The sequence below is a fragment of the Synechococcus sp. A15-24 genome, assembly GCF_014280195.1.
In the GTDB taxonomy this organism is placed as follows: domain Bacteria; phylum Cyanobacteriota; class Cyanobacteriia; order PCC-6307; family Cyanobiaceae; genus Parasynechococcus.
In genome coordinates this window covers 955,447-969,360 of the sequence record NZ_CP047960.1, presented here as the reverse complement: position 1 = coordinate 969,360, position 13,914 = coordinate 955,447, and the positions used below count along the sequence as shown (strand labels likewise).

19 protein-coding genes and 1 pseudogene are annotated in these 13,914 nt (G+C 62.2%); 9 read left to right on the top strand and 11 right to left on the bottom strand.

All coding sequences use genetic code 11. From position 1 onward, the window contains the following. From secD to rsmA, 5 genes are all read right to left on the bottom strand, one after another. On the bottom strand, positions 1-1,482 hold the full coding sequence (gene secD, locus SynA1524_RS05270; RefSeq protein WP_186499254.1) for a protein translocase subunit SecD: 1,482 nt from the start codon (positions 1,480-1,482) through the stop codon (positions 1-3). A 4-nt stretch (positions 1,483-1,486) separates the two neighbouring features. Beyond that, positions 1,487-2,470 carry a pyruvate dehydrogenase complex E1 component subunit beta gene (locus tag SynA1524_RS05265; protein WP_186499253.1) on the bottom strand — a complete coding sequence of 328 codons (984 nt, stop codon included), beginning with the start codon at positions 2,468-2,470 and terminating at the stop codon, positions 1,487-1,489. Between the two features lie 182 nt (positions 2,471-2,652). Then, on the bottom strand, positions 2,653-2,970 hold the full coding sequence (locus SynA1524_RS05260; RefSeq protein WP_186499252.1) for a DUF3082 domain-containing protein: 318 nt from the start codon (positions 2,968-2,970) through the stop codon (positions 2,653-2,655). Then, on the bottom strand, positions 2,967-3,911 hold the full coding sequence (gene ispE / locus SynA1524_RS05255) for a 4-(cytidine 5'-diphospho)-2-C-methyl-D-erythritol kinase (protein WP_186499251.1): 945 nt from the start codon (positions 3,909-3,911) through the stop codon (positions 2,967-2,969). The genes SynA1524_RS05260 and ispE overlap by 4 nt, the downstream gene beginning before the upstream one ends. Further along, the gene (gene rsmA / locus SynA1524_RS05250; RefSeq protein WP_186499250.1) at positions 3,826-4,734 is read right to left on the bottom strand and encodes a 16S rRNA (adenine(1518)-N(6)/adenine(1519)-N(6))-dimethyltransferase RsmA; all 909 of its coding nucleotides are present in this window, start codon (positions 4,732-4,734) and stop codon (positions 3,826-3,828) included. The genes ispE and rsmA overlap by 86 nt, the downstream gene beginning before the upstream one ends. A gap of 381 nt (positions 4,735-5,115) precedes the next feature. On the opposite strand from rsmA, the gene SynA1524_RS05245 reads away from it, so the two are divergent. Then, complete coding sequence (locus tag SynA1524_RS05245; protein ID WP_186499249.1) at positions 5,116-5,394, top strand: DUF3764 family protein; 279 nt, start codon at positions 5,116-5,118, stop codon at positions 5,392-5,394. Positions 5,395-5,418: 24 nt separating this feature from the next. Here the strand turns inward: SynA1524_RS05245 and SynA1524_RS05240 are convergent, their stop codons facing one another. Then, on the bottom strand, positions 5,419-5,772 hold the full coding sequence (locus SynA1524_RS05240; RefSeq protein ID WP_186499248.1) for a YraN family protein: 354 nt from the start codon (positions 5,770-5,772) through the stop codon (positions 5,419-5,421). A 78-nt stretch (positions 5,773-5,850) separates the two neighbouring features. Between SynA1524_RS05240 and SynA1524_RS05235 the strand changes: the two genes are divergently transcribed. From SynA1524_RS05235 to SynA1524_RS05215, 5 genes and pseudogenes are all read left to right on the top strand, one after another. After that, positions 5,851-6,339, top strand: coding sequence for a pentapeptide repeat-containing protein (locus SynA1524_RS05235; RefSeq protein WP_186499247.1), 489 nt, complete (start codon positions 5,851-5,853; stop codon positions 6,337-6,339). Between the two features lie 4 nt (positions 6,340-6,343). Further along, a complete protein-coding gene (locus SynA1524_RS05230) occupies positions 6,344-6,766 on the top strand; it encodes a hypothetical protein (RefSeq protein ID WP_186499246.1) in 423 nt (140 codons plus the stop codon). Next, positions 6,763-7,197: a 23S rRNA (pseudouridine(1915)-N(3))-methyltransferase RlmH gene (locus SynA1524_RS05225; RefSeq protein WP_186499245.1), complete on the top strand. Its 435-nt coding sequence runs from the start codon at positions 6,763-6,765 to the stop codon at positions 7,195-7,197. The genes SynA1524_RS05230 and SynA1524_RS05225 overlap by 4 nt, the downstream gene beginning before the upstream one ends. Before the next feature lie 5 nt (positions 7,198-7,202). Beyond that, complete coding sequence (locus SynA1524_RS05220; RefSeq protein WP_186499244.1) at positions 7,203-7,448, top strand: hypothetical protein; 246 nt, start codon at positions 7,203-7,205, stop codon at positions 7,446-7,448. A gap of 27 nt (positions 7,449-7,475) precedes the next feature. Continuing rightward, positions 7,476-7,802, top strand: a pseudogene (locus tag SynA1524_RS05215) (2OG-Fe(II) oxygenase); the annotation flags it as partial. Here the strand turns inward: SynA1524_RS05215 and SynA1524_RS05210 are convergent. Next, on the bottom strand, positions 7,771-8,160 hold the full coding sequence (locus SynA1524_RS05210; RefSeq protein WP_186499243.1) for a DUF8680 family protein: 390 nt from the start codon (positions 8,158-8,160) through the stop codon (positions 7,771-7,773). The pseudogene SynA1524_RS05215 and the gene SynA1524_RS05210 sit on opposite strands and share 32 nt — an antisense overlap. Before the next feature lie 90 nt (positions 8,161-8,250). On the opposite strand from SynA1524_RS05210, the gene SynA1524_RS05205 reads away from it, so the two are divergent. The 3 genes from SynA1524_RS05205 (at position 8,251) to SynA1524_RS05195 (ending at position 10,242) form a co-directional block, all read left to right on the top strand. Then, a complete protein-coding gene (locus tag SynA1524_RS05205) occupies positions 8,251-8,682 on the top strand; it encodes a LexA family protein (protein WP_011127909.1) in 432 nt (143 codons plus the stop codon). Between the two features lies 1 nt (position 8,683). Beyond that, complete coding sequence (locus tag SynA1524_RS05200) at positions 8,684-9,964, top strand: Y-family DNA polymerase (RefSeq protein WP_186499242.1); 1,281 nt, start codon at positions 8,684-8,686, stop codon at positions 9,962-9,964. 95 nt (positions 9,965-10,059) lie between these two features. Next, positions 10,060-10,242, top strand: a complete 183-nt coding sequence (locus SynA1524_RS05195) for a hypothetical protein (RefSeq protein WP_186499241.1) — start codon at positions 10,060-10,062, stop codon at positions 10,240-10,242. On the opposite strand, the gene SynA1524_RS05190 is transcribed toward SynA1524_RS05195, so the two are convergent. The 4 genes from SynA1524_RS05190 to dnaG are packed head-to-tail and all read right to left on the bottom strand — an operon-like array spanning position 10,239 to position 13,896. After that, positions 10,239-10,535 (bottom strand): hypothetical protein, encoded by a 297-nt coding sequence (locus tag SynA1524_RS05190; RefSeq protein ID WP_186499240.1) that lies wholly within the window; start codon positions 10,533-10,535, stop codon positions 10,239-10,241. The two genes, SynA1524_RS05195 and SynA1524_RS05190, sit on opposite strands and share 4 nt — an antisense overlap. Further along, positions 10,535-10,792 (bottom strand): hypothetical protein, encoded by a 258-nt coding sequence (locus tag SynA1524_RS05185; RefSeq protein ID WP_186499239.1) that lies wholly within the window; start codon positions 10,790-10,792, stop codon positions 10,535-10,537. The genes SynA1524_RS05190 and SynA1524_RS05185 overlap by 1 nt, the downstream gene beginning before the upstream one ends. A gap of 1 nt (position 10,793) precedes the next feature. Beyond that, entirely contained in the window at positions 10,794-11,804 is a 1,011-nt protein-coding gene (arsB, locus tag SynA1524_RS05180; RefSeq protein ID WP_186499520.1) for an ACR3 family arsenite efflux transporter, read from the bottom strand. Positions 11,805-11,844: 40 nt separating this feature from the next. Further along, positions 11,845-13,896: a DNA primase gene (gene dnaG, locus SynA1524_RS05175; protein ID WP_186499238.1), complete on the bottom strand. Its 2,052-nt coding sequence runs from the start codon at positions 13,894-13,896 to the stop codon at positions 11,845-11,847. Positions 13,897-13,914: the final 18 nt, after the last annotated feature.

Here is a 13,914-nt window from a genome sequence, read left to right as displayed (position 1 = left end):
TCAAGGGATCGTGGAGGGACGTTGGCCCTGGGCAATGAAATACGTGGGTCGACGCAGGCCGGCGTAGCCCATCAGGAAGCGCAGCAGCGTGCGTGTGCAGGTGAGCGCGGTGAACAGACTCAGCAAGACACCGATGCCAAGGGTTGCCGCAAATCCCTTCACCAGGCCGGTGCCGAGAAAGAAGAGTGCCGCGCAGCTGATCAACGTGGTGAGGTGACCATCAAGGATCGAACTGAAGGCTTCGGAGAAACCAGTGTCGATCGAGCGGATCAGGGTGTTGCCGCGACGCAACTCGTCCTTAATTCGCTCAAAGATCAGCACGTTGGCATCTACCGCCATGCCGATGGACAGGATGAATCCAGCAATCCCAGGCAAGGTGAGCGTTACGGGGATCAGGGCGTACACCGACAGGTTGAACAGGGCGTACAGGCTCAAAGCCGCCACGGCCACAGCCCCCGGCAACCGGTAAGCCACCACCATGAACACCGCCACCAGGGCGAGACCGGACAAAGCAGCCATCAAGCTGCGCCGAATGTTTTCAGCACCGAGTGTCGGTCCGATAGTGCGCACTTCCACCACCTCCACGGGAAGGGGAAGGGAGCCTCCACGGAGTTTCACCTCCAGCTCACGGGCCGTCTCAGCGTCGAAATTTCCACTGATGGTTGCAGCGCCGCCGGAGATACCAGCGCTCTTGAACTGGGGCCCCACACTGGCCGCACTGATCAGTTTGTTGTCCAGCGTGATGGCCAGCAGTCGATCGGAACCCGCGATCGATTGGGTCAGGTCGGCGAACGCTTCCGCTCCCTCGGCATCGAAATTCAGCGTCACTTCCCAGCTGTTGGGGTTGTTCTGCAGTGGCTGACGACCGGCGGTCACCAATTGCTTGCCCGTCAGTTGTGCAGGGTTCAACAGCGTCAGCAGTTCGTCGTCCGCTTGATCCAGGAGGGCCTGAAGCAACTCGTCGTCACTGGCACCATCAGCGTTCAACCCCAGCGACTCCTGCACATCCTTGAGATCTTCCAGGTTGAGTTCATCCGGTGTCTCCCCGCGACGGCGTTGGTCCTTTCGCAGCTGGAGGATGGCCCGGGCCTGGGATTGAAGCTGTCGCAAGCTTCGAAACTCAGCTTCTGTTCCCTCGCGCTGGGCACGGAACTCCAGCAGAGCCGTGTCGCCAAGGACGCGTGCTGCCGCTGTGGGGTCCTGTTCACCGGGAAGCTGCAACACCAGCTGGTCGGTGCCGACGGTCTGAAGGGTGGATTCCGCTACCCCCAAACCATTCACGCGCCGATCCAGCACCGCCTTGACGGCCTCCATTTCGCGATCGCCAACAACCTTCACGTCCCCTGCCGGTTGCACCTGCACCGTGAGTTGACTACCCCCGCGCAGATCAAGCCCAAGCTGCAGCGGAGTCCGAATCAGAAACATCCCCGCCGCAATGGCCAGGGCAAGAACAAAGGCGAACCAGCCCTGATAGCGCGCCATCAAATCAAACCCCTTGATGGACCATCTGTTGGGCAGCTTCGACGATCTGATGGGGCTGAATGATGGTCAGATTCTCAAGGGAGCCGTTGTAGGGCGTGGGGATGTCCTGACTGGAGAGCCGCACAGGGCGGGCATCGAGTTCATCGAAGCACTGCTCGGTGATCAGGGCGATCAACTCGGCACCGATGCCACCGGTCTTCATGCACTCCTCCACAACGATCACCCGATGGGTCTTGCGGATGGACCGACCGATGGTCTCCATGTCGAAGGGTTTGAGACTGATCAGATCAATCAGCTCCACGCTGATGCCATCGGCCTCCAGTTGTTCCACCGCCTTTAGGCAGTGGTGACGCATGCGGGAGTACGTGAGGATCGTCACGTCGCTGCCTTCCTGCACGAGATCCGCCTGATCGAGGACACAGGTGAACTCACCCTCAGGGAGTTCCTCGCTGAGGTTGTAGAGCAGCACATGCTCGAAGAACAGAACCGGGTTGTTGTCCCGGATAGCTGCCTTCATCAAACCCTTGGCGTTGGTCGGCGTGCTGCAAGCCACGATCTTGATGCCAGGAACCGCGTGGAAATAGGCCTCCAGGCGCTGGCTGTGCTCTGCTCCAAGCTGACGGCCCACACCACCGGGGCCGCGCACCACCGTGGGGATCGTGAAATTGCCTCCGCTGGTGTACCTCAACATCCCCATGTTGTTGGAGATCTGGTTGAAGGCGAGCAGCAAAAAGCCCATGTTCATGCCTTCCACGATCGGCCGCAGGCCGGTCATGGCCGCACCGACCGCCATACCGGTGAAGCCGTTCTCCGCAATCGGGGTATCCAGCACCCGCAGATCGCCGTACTTCTCGCAGAGATCCTTGGTGACCTTGTAGCTGCCGCCGTAGTGACCGACGTCCTCACCCATCACGCAGACGTAAGGGTCGCGGGCCATCTCCTCGTCGATGGCTTCCCGCAGGGCGTTGAAGAGAAGGGTTCCTGCCACGGCGTCGCTGCGATCCCGGCCATTCCGGGGTGAGCGGCCAAGCTATCTCAGCCTGGGTGGCCTCAACCGCCGGCGGCGAAGGTGAATAGCAGCAACACGGACAGAAGCATCGCTGGAGACAGCAGCAGCGCCAGTTGCCCGAGGTCGTGGGGAGTCATCAACAGAGGTCTGTCGATTCGACGCTAGGCAGGGTCGTTCGAAGGACCTGTGAAGACACTGCGAAGAAACACCAGCGTGAGCCCCAGCGCCACAAACGCCGTGCTGAAGGTGGCCAGAAAGGACAGCCCCACCAGCAGCGTCTTGAGCGACACCGCAATGTTCTGGGCGATCGGTGAGCTGTAGTGGGGCGGATGAACGGCGAAGTACACCACCATCCTTCGGCTGAGCCCCAATGCCAGCCAGGCAAGCAGACCTGCGGTGACGGCACCGGACAAAAAACTCAGGGGTCCCTTACGGGGTTGCTCCGCTGGAGAAGTTGTCTTGGGGTCGGAGGAGCTCATGCGTCGATCCTCACGCCGTCCGGTCGCAAATTGCAGCACCAGCTTTGCAATCCCTCCGCAGCAAGTTGCTGTTCAAGCGTGGCCTGGGCCGCCGCACAGCTGGTTGGATCTGCAAACAGTGCAAAACAACTGGGGCCCGATCCGCTCATGGCGACGGCAAGTGTGCCTTCAAGGGTGGACAGCAAGCGAAGCGCCGCCTGAACCGCTGGGGTCTCAGGCTCCACAACCGCCTGCAGATCGTTTCGCAATGGTGGCGGCTCCGCCGCACGGATCGGTTGGGTCCAGGCCATGTCTCGCAAGACCTGTCGGCGTTGCTCGAAGGCGTCCTCTCCCTGCAGGTAGCGATCACCCTGCAACTCCCGGCAGAGGCGATAGGCCCACGGAGTCGACACACTCACGCGTGGATCCTTCACCAGCAGCACCGCCAGGAACTCCTGCACAGCCGGCAACGGCTCCAGCAGCTCGCCGCGACCGAAACAGAGCTGACTGCCCCCCGCCACGCAGAAGGGCATGTCGGAACCGAGTTCAGCTGCAAACCGCTCCAGGTCTGAACGGCTGTGGCCCAGACCCCAGAGCGTATTCAGTCCCACCAGAGCGGCGGCACCATCACTGGACCCTCCGGCGAGGCCGGCACCGATGGGAATGCGTTTCTCCAGGTGGATGGCAGCACCCAATTCACTGAAACCGGAGCGGCTACGCAGCAACTGAGCGGCCCTGATCACCAGGTTGTCCTCACCAAGGCTGAGGGACGGATCGTCACAGCTGAGCGTCAGTGCGGCATCGGCCGTGGTTTGAAAGCTGAGGCGATCGGCGAGATCGATGCTCTGCATCACCATCGCCAGCTCATGAAAACCGTCAGGTCTGATCCCGAGCACCTCCAGGTGAAGGTTCACCTTGGCCGGAGCCGTCACCGTGATCGTGCCCATCAGCGGAGGCCGCATCAATGCCCTGATTCAAGCCCCTGGCCAGGGCAACCCAGACCTGCGGAGCCAACTCCTGGGGCCGTTGTAGCAGCTGAAACCCTGCAGCGGCGGCCAGCGCCTGCAGCTGTGGCTCCGGAGCAAGTGATGCCAGGGTGTTGCGCAACATCTTGCGACGGGCCAGGAAGGCTTGCCTGAGCAACGATTCCACCTGACGGGCGATGTCAGAAGGCAACCGCTGATCAGCCGGCAGAGGATCGATCTGAATCACCTCCGACTGCACCTTCGGCGGTGGCTGAAAGCAGCGTGGGGGTACAGGGCAGACCGTCGTACAACGGGCCAGCAACTGCATCCGAACACTCAAGGCACTGAAGCTGCTATCGCCCGGGCGAGCCCGGATGCGCTCAGCCACCTCCTTCTGCACCAACAGCACTAGACGCTGATAAGGGGGCTCGACAGGGCGATCGAGTCGACCCACCAGTCGATCCAACAGCGGGCCTGTGATGTTGTACGGAATATTGGCCACCACTTTGCTGGCTGCAACGCCGCCCTCCAGTTGCAGCGGCAGCTCCAGCACATCCCCCTGACGCAGGCTGAACCGCGGATCTGCGGCAAAGCGTTCCCGCAGGCCATCCACCAGATCGCGATCCAATTCCACGGCCTGAACTGCCGCTGCCGGGGAGGACAGCAACCGTTCCGTGAGAGCACCACGCCCCGGTCCCACCTCCAACACGCGATCCGATTGCTGCAGGTCAGCGGCTGCCACGATGCGATCCAGCACCGTCTGATCCTTTAACCAATGCTGGCCAAAGCGCTTGCGGGCCTGGTGACCTTGAAAACCCATGGTTGAACTGTCGAAGTTGCGCCAGCGGACGGTCGATCTCCTACCAGCGTGTCGCAATGCAGACCAGCTCCCTCAATTGAGGGATCGAACAGGGCAACGCTCTCCCCTAACTGGGTGAGTCTTTTGACGGATGGGCTGTCTTGCCGCATCTCCTTATCAAGGGACGAGCTGCTTCTTTGTCATGGACACCATGTTCTTCATCGGCATCAACGCTGGACTTCTGGTGTTGCTTGCCGTTGGACTTCTTTCAGCCAGAGAGCAGATCAAAGCTGGCCGCGAGGAAACCATCTGATCAGAGGTCAACGTCCTCAGCGACCTGTGCGACGAAACACATCACGTGCGGAAGACCTCTGATGAAATGAATCTTCTTTTGTTAGAGCGATGATCGAAACAACAGTTCTGGATTTCAAGCTCAGCAACACGTTTGATGAATACCGCGCATGGATGAATGCTCCTGAGCAGCAAGCAATGTTTGCAGAAATGGGCGTCAAAACCTTCTATATCGGAGTCTGCAAAGACGATCCCGGACGTGCGACCGTCATGTTTCAAGGCCCTGAAAATGTCCTCTACGACATCTTCAGCAATCCAGAAACCAAGCCAACTGTTGAAGCCTCAGGGCACATTTATGACGGCACAGTGGTCACCCGATGGCTCGCTTGAGCCAATCCACGGATCAGCGCTGGATCAGCACAACCGATCCAGCCTGTACCAACGTGGGGCTCCCTGGGCCGGTGGCAACGGCACCACGGCGACGGCCACCTGAAGCAACCAGTCCGCCTGCATCGGATGCTCAGCACGCCAGCAACGGATCGCCCGCCCCAGCCGGCGCCGCTTTGTTGGATCCACAGACCGTGGCCCCCAGGCCAATGAACGGCGCCCCTTGACTTCCACCACAAGCAGTTGCTCGTTCTTGTGCAGGACAAGATCAAGTTCGCCCCAGCGACAGCTCCAGTTGCGATCCAGCAGCTGCCAACCCTGCCGTTGCAGAAGCGAGGACACCAGGGTTTCCGCCTGGGCGCCGGGGGGCTGCATTTTCATCGGAATGCGATTCACACAGTTTCGAAGGATTCCCCTCTGCTCGAGCCCATTAAGGTTTCGGAGTCAGTGGTTTATCGGATGGGTTCCCGCCTGTTGTCCCTGGTTGCGGCAGCTGCTCTTGGTCTGCTGCTCGTCCTGGCTGGTCCGGCACAGGTCAGTGCTGCCATGGACGTGGCCAAACAAGTACTGATCGGCTCGGACTACTCCGGGAAGGATCTCCGCGGCGCCACGTTCAACCTCAGCAACCTGCGGGAAGCCAACCTGTCCGGATCAGACCTGAGGGGCGCATCGCTCTATGGCGCCAAGCTTCAGGACGCAGATCTGAGTGGAACGGACCTGCGGGAAGCCACCCTGGATGCAGCGGTGATGACGGGCACCAATCTCTCCAACGCCGTTCTGGAAGGAGCCTTCGCCTTCAACACCCGCTTCGTGGATGTGACCATCAGCGGCGCCGATTTCACCGACGTCCCGATGCGGGGCGATCAACTCAAGAGCCTGTGTGCCGTTGCGAACGGCACAAATCCGGTCACGGGCCGGTCCACCCGGGACAGCCTCGGCTGCGGTTGATCCGATGAGTTTCGACCCCCGCAGCCTGGACCGCCTGCGCGAGCTCGGCCGGACGCTTCCCCAAGCGTTGCCGGAACCGAAACCGCCCGTGAGCCCGAAGGCACAGCAGGTGCGCCACAAGGTTGAAACCGAGGACAACCCCGAGGAACTGTTCCGCGAACTGATGAAGGTCAGTGAGGACGGGACGGTTCCGGAACACCTCATGGCGCGGCTGAAACAACTGGAGGCCAAGCGCACCCCCCGGCCATCAACCGAAAGCCCCCCGCCAAGCTCGGCCCAGGAGCTTCCGCCACTGCCGAAGACAAACTCCGGCAAAGGAAAGAACACACGCCCCAAACCCTCCAAGGTCACACCCGGGAGTGAAGAGGAAAGTCTCTACGTGGCCTTTGGCCAGTTGCTGCTGGAGGACGACGAAGACACCCCTTGAATCCCTCCCGCTGCCGCATCCTTGCCGTGGGCAAAGTCCGCCGCAGTTGGATCAAGGACGGCATCGAGCTCTACCGCAAACGGCTTCCCGGGCTGGAGATCATCGAGATTCGAGACAGCACACCGGACAAGGAAGCGGAGTCCATCCGCTCATCGCTACGACCGAATGAGCACCTGATCGCACTGATGGAAGAGGGCGATGCTGTTGGGTCCATCCCCTTCGCCCGGCGCCTTGACCAGCTCGGCAACCAACGGCTCGCCTTCGTGATCGGTGGTGCTGACGGATTGACCAACGAACTCAAGGGCCGTGCCCACTGGCAATTGAGCCTGTCGCCGATGACCTTCCCCCATGAGCTGGCTCGTTTGATGCTGATCGAGCAGTTGTTCCGCGCCCAGGCGATCCTGCAAGGGAGCCCTTACCACCGCGCCTGAGACTGATGTTGCACGTGGTCGACAACCTGCTGCCGGCGGATCTGCTGGAGGCGCTGCGCCAGCTCTGCGTGGTTCATGGCGAGCTCAAGCAGACCCATCCCGGTGACGCCCTGTTCAGCTGGCGTGCTGACGACGACAGTTCGCGCTCGATCCATGCCCTCGAGCAGCGACAGCTGATGGAGCGTTACCTCGACGAGCATCTGCTGCCTGTCTCCAGCCCGTTCTGTGGCAAGGGTGCTGGCGTGGAGTAGTGGTGCAACGTCAACAACGATCTCGACTGGCACATCGACAAGGATGAAGTTGAAGGGCGCCGCAGCGGGGCTTATCTGCTGCCGCTGTTGTCGACGGTCTTCTATCCCCACGTCAGCTGCGCCGGTGGCGAGCTGCTGTTGGCCGACAACACCCCCATCACCTCAGGGCACAGCGGTCCGTTGCCTCAGTTCCGCTCGGTGATCTCGATCCCCCCGGTGCGCAACCGCCTGGTGCTGTTCTCCCCTGGACTGCTGCACCGGATCAATCCTCTGGAAGGAGAGCGTTACTCCGTGGCCGTGAACATCTGGGCTCAGGAACCCCTCACCACACCGGCGTCAGCGCCACCGGCTTGAACTTCTCGCTGGACAGTCGCCAGGCCCTCGAGCAGATCCGCTGCAGAGCCTCCAGGCAGGCAGTTGTGTCGCCGCTGCTGAGCCAGTCGGCCTTGATCTGCGGCAAGTCCTCCGGCAGTCGTTCCATCGGCAACTCCACCAGCAGCAGGCTGTCTGCAGCCGCTGCCCTCTGCAGAGGGCCGTCATCACTGCGCTGCCACACCCGCAGCAGCAGATCCAGGGCCAGCTCCTTGCCGAGCTGATCCGGGGCATCGCCCTCGGCCGCCACCAGAGCCTGGGACTTCCCCGCCAGCGGCAATGCCCGACGCCCCCCTTGATCGATCAACGCCAGCGCGACCAGATACGGCGAGTCAGCCATCCAATCCCAATCCAGAGACACCATCCTCACCGGAGCGAGCACACTGCGACCAATACATCAGTACTATTCAAGCAGGCTTGCTTGCCCGTGATGGACGTCCGCCACCAGCCACTTCCGCTGCAGCCCCGGCGAACCCGCCTGAGTCTTCCCCTGGCCGGCGAACGGGTGGCCGCCGGCTTCCCCTCGCCGGCCGATGACTACGTGGAGGTGGGGATCGACCTCAACGACCAGCTGATCCGCCATCCCACCAGCACATTCTTTCTGCGCGTCAGCGGCGAATCCATGCTCGGAGCCGGCATCCACGACGGTGATCTGCTGGTGGTGGATCGCAGCCTGGATCCACGGCCGGGTCGGGTGGTGGTGGCGGTACTGGACGGGGAATTCACCCTCAAACGCCTGGTCCAGCACCATGGCCGCCTGCGCTTGGAGGCCGCCAATCCCGCTTACCCACCCCTGGAGCTGCATCGATGCGGTGACGTGCAGATCTGGGGGGTGGCCATCCACGTGATCCATCCGCTCTGACATGGGCCTTGCCACCGCCCTGATCGACGGCAACAACTTCTACGCCTCCTGCGAACAGAGCCTTGACCCCAGCCTGATCGGCAAACCCGTCGTCGTGCTCTCCAACAACGACGGCTGCATCGTGGCCCGCAGTGCAGAAGCCAGGGCCCTCGGCATTGCAATGGGGACCCCCTATTTCAAGGCGCGTCAGGAGCTGGAACGCCAGAACGTGGTGGTGCGCAGTTCGAACTACGCCCTGTACGCCGACATGAGCCAGCGGATGATGAGCCTGCTGGAGATTCACTGCGAAGAGCTCGAGGTCTATTCCATCGACGAAGCCTTCGGGCGCGTCCGTCGTCCGAAGGATGGTGACCTGCAGACCTGGGGCCGATCCCTGCGAGCCCGGGTCCGCCAGGACCTGGGGCTGCCGATCGCCATCGGCCTGGGGGCCAGCAAAAGCCAGGCGAAACTGGCCAATCGCCTGGCCAAGCAAGTCCCCGCCCATGCCGGCATCTTCGATCTGGGCCACTGCGCGGATCCCGACGCCTGGCTCGAGACCATCGCAATCGAGGACGTCTGGGGCATCGGCCGCAAACTGGCGCGCTGGTGCCGGCTGCGGGGGGTGAACAACGCCCGCCTGCTGCGGGACATGCCCAGCGGTGAACTGCGGGCGAAGTGCGGTGTGGTGGGGTTGCGGCTGCAGCGGGAACTGCGCGGCCATGCCTGCCTGCCGCTGGCGCTGGCACCGTCCCCCAAACAGGAAACCTGCGTGAGCCGCAGCTTCAGCCGGCCGATCACGACCCTGGAGGAACTGCGGCAGGCCGTCGCCACCTATGTGGTGCGCGCCGCGGAAAAACTGCGCAAGCAGCACCAACGGGCTGCCGCCCTCACGGTGTACACCCGCACCAGCCCCTTCATCCCCGCGTTTTACAGCCAGGCCGCCAGCATCCGACTGGATCTGCCCAGCAACGACACCACCGTTCTGCTGGAAGCAGCGCTCCCCCTGGTGGACCGCATCTTCCGACCACACCGACAGCTGGCGAAAGCGGGGGTGCTGATGCAGCACCTGCAGGGAACCGAGCTGCTCCAGTCCCATCTTCTGGTGCCGCTGAGTGAGGCACAGCAACAACGACGGGAAGGGCTGATGCGCACCATTGATCAGCTCAATCGCCGCTATGGCCGAGGCACGGTGCAGTGGGCAGCCTGCGGGTTGCATCCGAGCTGGATGATGCGACGGGAGCGGCTGGGACGGACTGCCACCACCCGACTGAGTGATGTACCGGTGGTGCACGCCGATCGCTGAGATGCGCTCTCAGACAGCGTTCAGCCGATTCAGGGGAATGCCAAGGATGGGACAACGACGCGGACGACAACCTTGATCAAGAGCCAAACCAAGGCATGGGGAAAGAGAAAGCGATCACCTTGATCATCAGTGCACTGGCGGTGCTGGTGGGCCAACAGATCAGCGCAGGAACCATGGAAACGCCGACGGAACAACCGCAGGCCAAGGCGCGATTCCCGCAGACCGCTCTGCAGGCTGAACGGCATCGACTGACCGATGCCCCGGCCGCCGTCCTCTAAGCCTGCTGCAACAACTGGATCACCTGGTCGAGGGTGCTAAGCAGCAGCACCATCCGATCACCATGGGCATTGAGTCCCGTCTGTTCCCGCACCAGATCGGTGCTGGCCAGTGCCAGGCCGCCGGTCTCAACGAACAGCACCGGCAAGGTGCCGTCATGGCCACGCATGCCCTGAAGATCAAGGGCTTGCCGCACGGCCCGCTGGGCCTTGTCGGTGCCAAGACGCTCAACGAAGGCCGGCCAGAGATGGTTGACGGGCGTCAAGGCCGCAAAATCAAGCTGAGCGTCGGACATCAAACCGGCAACAGCGCAATCGCCTCGGCAATCATCTGCGGCGACACAGCGATGGTCTCGAGCGGATCGGCGTTATCCAGATAGGCGTCGAAGGAGGGGAAGCGCTCGACCACCGGATCAGCCCCGTCAGCAGCACAAGCCTCCACCCAGTCGCCGTCCTCCGGTTTCACCACGGCATAGGCCTGGAGAGCTTCCTCCAGATCAGCACCGTCGCCGATGCCCTCACCGTGCCAGATCGCTTCGAAGAATTCAGACATCTCAAGCGGGGAACAGACGTTGGTTGCGGTTGGCGATCGCCACCAGCGACAGCATCACCGGCACTTCCACCAGCACTCCCACCACAGTGGCGAGGGCAGCGCCGGAATTCAAGCCGAACAGGCTGATGGCCACAGCCACCGCTAGCTCAAAGAAATTGGAGGCGCCGATCATCGCGCCAGGGGCCGCGACCGTGCGTGGTTGCCCCCAGAGGCGCATCCACTGCGCCGTGAGCCAGAAAATCAGATAGGTCTGCAGGATGAGCGGGATCGCGATCAGCACGATTGCCAGGGGATTGGACAGGATCGCCTGGGCCTGCACCATGAACAGCAGCAGCACCGTGGCGATCAGAGCCGTGATCGCTAGGGGCTTGAGCTGGGCCTCCAACCGCGCAATCCGACCAGGGGACTTCAAAAACACCTGCATCAACCATCCCGTCGCCAACGGCACCACCACGAACAGCCCCACCGCCGTGATCATCGTGTCCCACGGCACCAGCACGTCACTCACCCCAAGCAATAACGCTGCAATCGGGGCAAAGGCAAACACCATGATCAGGTCGTTCACCGCCACCTGCACCAGGGTGTAGTTGGGATCCCCATCACTGAGGCGACTCCACACGAACACCATCGCGGTGCAAGGGGCCACCCCCAGCAGAATCATCCCGGCCACATACTCCTGACCCATCGCTTCCGGGATCCAGGCCGCGAACACCCCACGGATGAACAACAAGGCCAGGGCCGTCATCGTGAGGGGCTTGATCAACCAGTTCACGGCCACAGTGACCAGCAGACCCCGCGGTTGCTGGCGGATGCCACCGATGGCGGAGAAATCCACGGCCAGCATCATCGGAACGATCATTCCCCAGATCAGAACGGCGATCGGAACGTTGATGCGGGCCACCTCCAATGAGGCGATCCAGCTCGCCAGATCAGGAAAAACGCCCCCCAGAAGCACACCCACCGCAATCGCCAGAGCGATCCACAGGGAGAGATAGCGCTCGAACAGGCCCATCACCAAGACAGCACGGGAATCCATCATCCGCCCGCGGGGTTCAGGCGGACAGGACATCAACGGTCTGGAAGCCGCCGCGGCGTTGCTGATCGAGATGCTGAATGTGCTTCCTCTCGCTGTAATACAGCTCCTGGTAGTGCAACGCATCGCGGTTGAGCTCCTCGAACAGTTGCTCGATGCGGCCTTCCATGTCCACACCCTGCTGATCCGCCTGGTTGTCTTGCACCAACACGGAAATGCAGGCTTCCAAGGTCTGCAGACGCTGCCCACCCCAGGCTTCCAGCAGGTGGCGGCAGCGCTTGAAGCTCTTCTGACGCTCCAGCAATGCCGCGAGCCCACGCAACTGCTCGAGCGGTTCGGCCAGGGCGACACGCTCCAGTTCACCCGGTTCGAGCAATGGCGTCAGCCGTGACAACAGAGGGCTGTTCTCCAGCAGCAGCTGGTCCGTCAGCAGACGGGGCAGGTCCAGCCCATCTAGGCCGTCACCATCATCTTCACCACGGCTGATCGATTCCAGGCGGCCCACGCCGAGGTTGGTCTCCTCAAGTTCCGTCAGAGAGGCCCAGAGCAGACGGTGATGGGGGATCGCAAAGTCCTCCAGTTCCCGCTGGCGCAACTCCTGGCGGATCGTGCCCCTGTGGCGGGGGGCATGCAGATAAAGGCGCAGCAGATCAGCCTCACAGCGCTCCCGCTGACTGGTGTCGCCCGGCTGGTCATGCCGGCTGGATCGACCATGCCAACGCTGGCCCTTCACCTGCTGGCGCAGGTCGTCCTCCAGCTGCAGTGCCAATCGACCTTGACCGCCGCTGAGCCGTTCAGCGACCCGTTGCAGGTAATGGGTGCGCACCGCCGACTGAGGCAACTTTCCGAGCAGAGCCACCAAGGCCGAGACCGCCTGCTGGAACTGATCCGCCTTGGCAAGGTCTCGATCAGCGAGGGCCTGTTCGATCTGCCAGTCCAGCCAGAGGGGCGCCTGATCGAGCAGAGCCCGGTAATCCCCGGCGCCATGGTCCTTGAGGAACTCATCTGGATCTTTGCCGGAAGGCAGATGCAGCACCCGCAGCTCCAGTTGCCCCTGCAAGGCGAGCTGCTCCACTTCACCGATGGCGCGGTTAGCCGCACGAACCCCAGCGCCGTCCGCGTCAAAGTTGAGAACGATCCGCTTGCCGTCGGTGACGCGACAGAGCTGGGTGATCTGCTGGCTGCTGAGGGCGGTGCCCAGGGACGCCACCGCATTGGTGATCCCTGCCGCGTGCAGGGCGATGACATCGAAGTAACCCTCCACCACCACGGCACGGTCCTGCTTGCGGATGGTGTTGGTGGCCTTGTCGAGGCCGAACAGATGCTTGCCTTTCTCGAACACCTCCGTCTCTGGAGAGTTCAGGTATTTGGGCTCGCTGCCATCCAAGCTCCGGCCACCGAAGCCAATCACCCGTCCCTGACGGTCGTGAATCGGAACCATCACCCGACGGCGAAAACGGTCGTAGAAGCCATGGCCACCCTTGCGGGGGACCACCAGTCCAGCTGCCTCCAACAGCTCAGCCGAAAGGCCTTCCACCTGCTGCAGATGCTTTAAAAGGCCGTCCCATTGGTCCGGGGCGTAACCGAGACCGAATGTCTCCTGGGTGGCGAGTGTCAGGCCACGAACTTCCGTGAGGTACGCCAGGGCCTGCTCACCCGTCGGGCTGCGCAACTGGCTGCGAAACCAACCGGCAGCCAAGGCCAGGGCCCGCTGAAGCTTCTCCCGCCGGGAGAGTTGCTGCTTCAACCGCTCCTGCTGAGGACCATCAACGGTCTCGACCGGCACCTGATAACGGCGGGCCAGATCCAGCACTACATCGCTGAAACTCTGCCGCTGAAACTCCATCAGGAACTTGATGGAGTTTCCGCCCGCACCACAGGAGAAGCAGTAGTAGAACTGCTTGGCGGGAGACACCGTCATCGACGGCTTGCTGTCGTCGTGAAACGGACAGATGCCGACAAACTCCCGTCCTTTCTTTTTCAGAACGACGTGGTCGCCCACCACATCGACGATGTCCGCCCGCTCCTTGACGGCGTCGATGGTGCGGGGATGAAGGCGGGCATTGACCATGGACCCATTCTGCGAAGT

Bases quoted from the DNA above. Each gene is read 5' to 3' on its own strand.
- secD (WP_186499254.1), bottom strand. From the start codon at position 1,482: ATGGCGCGCTATCAGGGCTGGTTCGCCTTTGTTCTTGCCCTGGCCATT.
- SynA1524_RS05260 (WP_186499252.1), bottom strand. From the start codon at position 2,970: ATGAGCTCCTCCGACCCCAAGACAACTTCTCCAGCGGAGCAACCCCGT.
- ispE (WP_186499251.1), bottom strand. From the start codon at position 3,911: ATGCGGCCTCCGCTGATGGGCACGATCACGGTGACGGCTCCGGCCAAG.
- rsmA (WP_186499250.1), bottom strand. From the start codon at position 4,734: ATGGGTTTTCAAGGTCACCAGGCCCGCAAGCGCTTTGGCCAGCATTGG.
- SynA1524_RS05245 (WP_186499249.1), top strand. From the start codon at position 5,116: ATGATCGAAACAACAGTTCTGGATTTCAAGCTCAGCAACACGTTTGAT.
- SynA1524_RS05240 (WP_186499248.1), bottom strand. From the start codon at position 5,772: ATGAAAATGCAGCCCCCCGGCGCCCAGGCGGAAACCCTGGTGTCCTCG.
- SynA1524_RS05235 (WP_186499247.1), top strand. From the start codon at position 5,851: ATGGGTTCCCGCCTGTTGTCCCTGGTTGCGGCAGCTGCTCTTGGTCTG.
- SynA1524_RS05230 (WP_186499246.1), top strand. From the start codon at position 6,344: ATGAGTTTCGACCCCCGCAGCCTGGACCGCCTGCGCGAGCTCGGCCGG.
- SynA1524_RS05220 (WP_186499244.1), top strand. From the start codon at position 7,203: ATGTTGCACGTGGTCGACAACCTGCTGCCGGCGGATCTGCTGGAGGCG.
- SynA1524_RS05210 (WP_186499243.1), bottom strand. From the start codon at position 8,160: ATGGCTGACTCGCCGTATCTGGTCGCGCTGGCGTTGATCGATCAAGGG.
- SynA1524_RS05205 (WP_011127909.1), top strand. From the start codon at position 8,251: ATGGACGTCCGCCACCAGCCACTTCCGCTGCAGCCCCGGCGAACCCGC.
- SynA1524_RS05200 (WP_186499242.1), top strand. From the start codon at position 8,684: ATGGGCCTTGCCACCGCCCTGATCGACGGCAACAACTTCTACGCCTCC.
- SynA1524_RS05195 (WP_186499241.1), top strand. From the start codon at position 10,060: ATGGGGAAAGAGAAAGCGATCACCTTGATCATCAGTGCACTGGCGGTG.
- SynA1524_RS05190 (WP_186499240.1), bottom strand. From the start codon at position 10,535: ATGTCCGACGCTCAGCTTGATTTTGCGGCCTTGACGCCCGTCAACCAT.
- SynA1524_RS05185 (WP_186499239.1), bottom strand. From the start codon at position 10,792: ATGTCTGAATTCTTCGAAGCGATCTGGCACGGTGAGGGCATCGGCGAC.
- arsB (WP_186499520.1), bottom strand. From the start codon at position 11,804: ATGGGCCTGTTCGAGCGCTATCTCTCCCTGTGGATCGCTCTGGCGATT.
- dnaG (WP_186499238.1), bottom strand. From the start codon at position 13,896: ATGGTCAATGCCCGCCTTCATCCCCGCACCATCGACGCCGTCAAGGAG.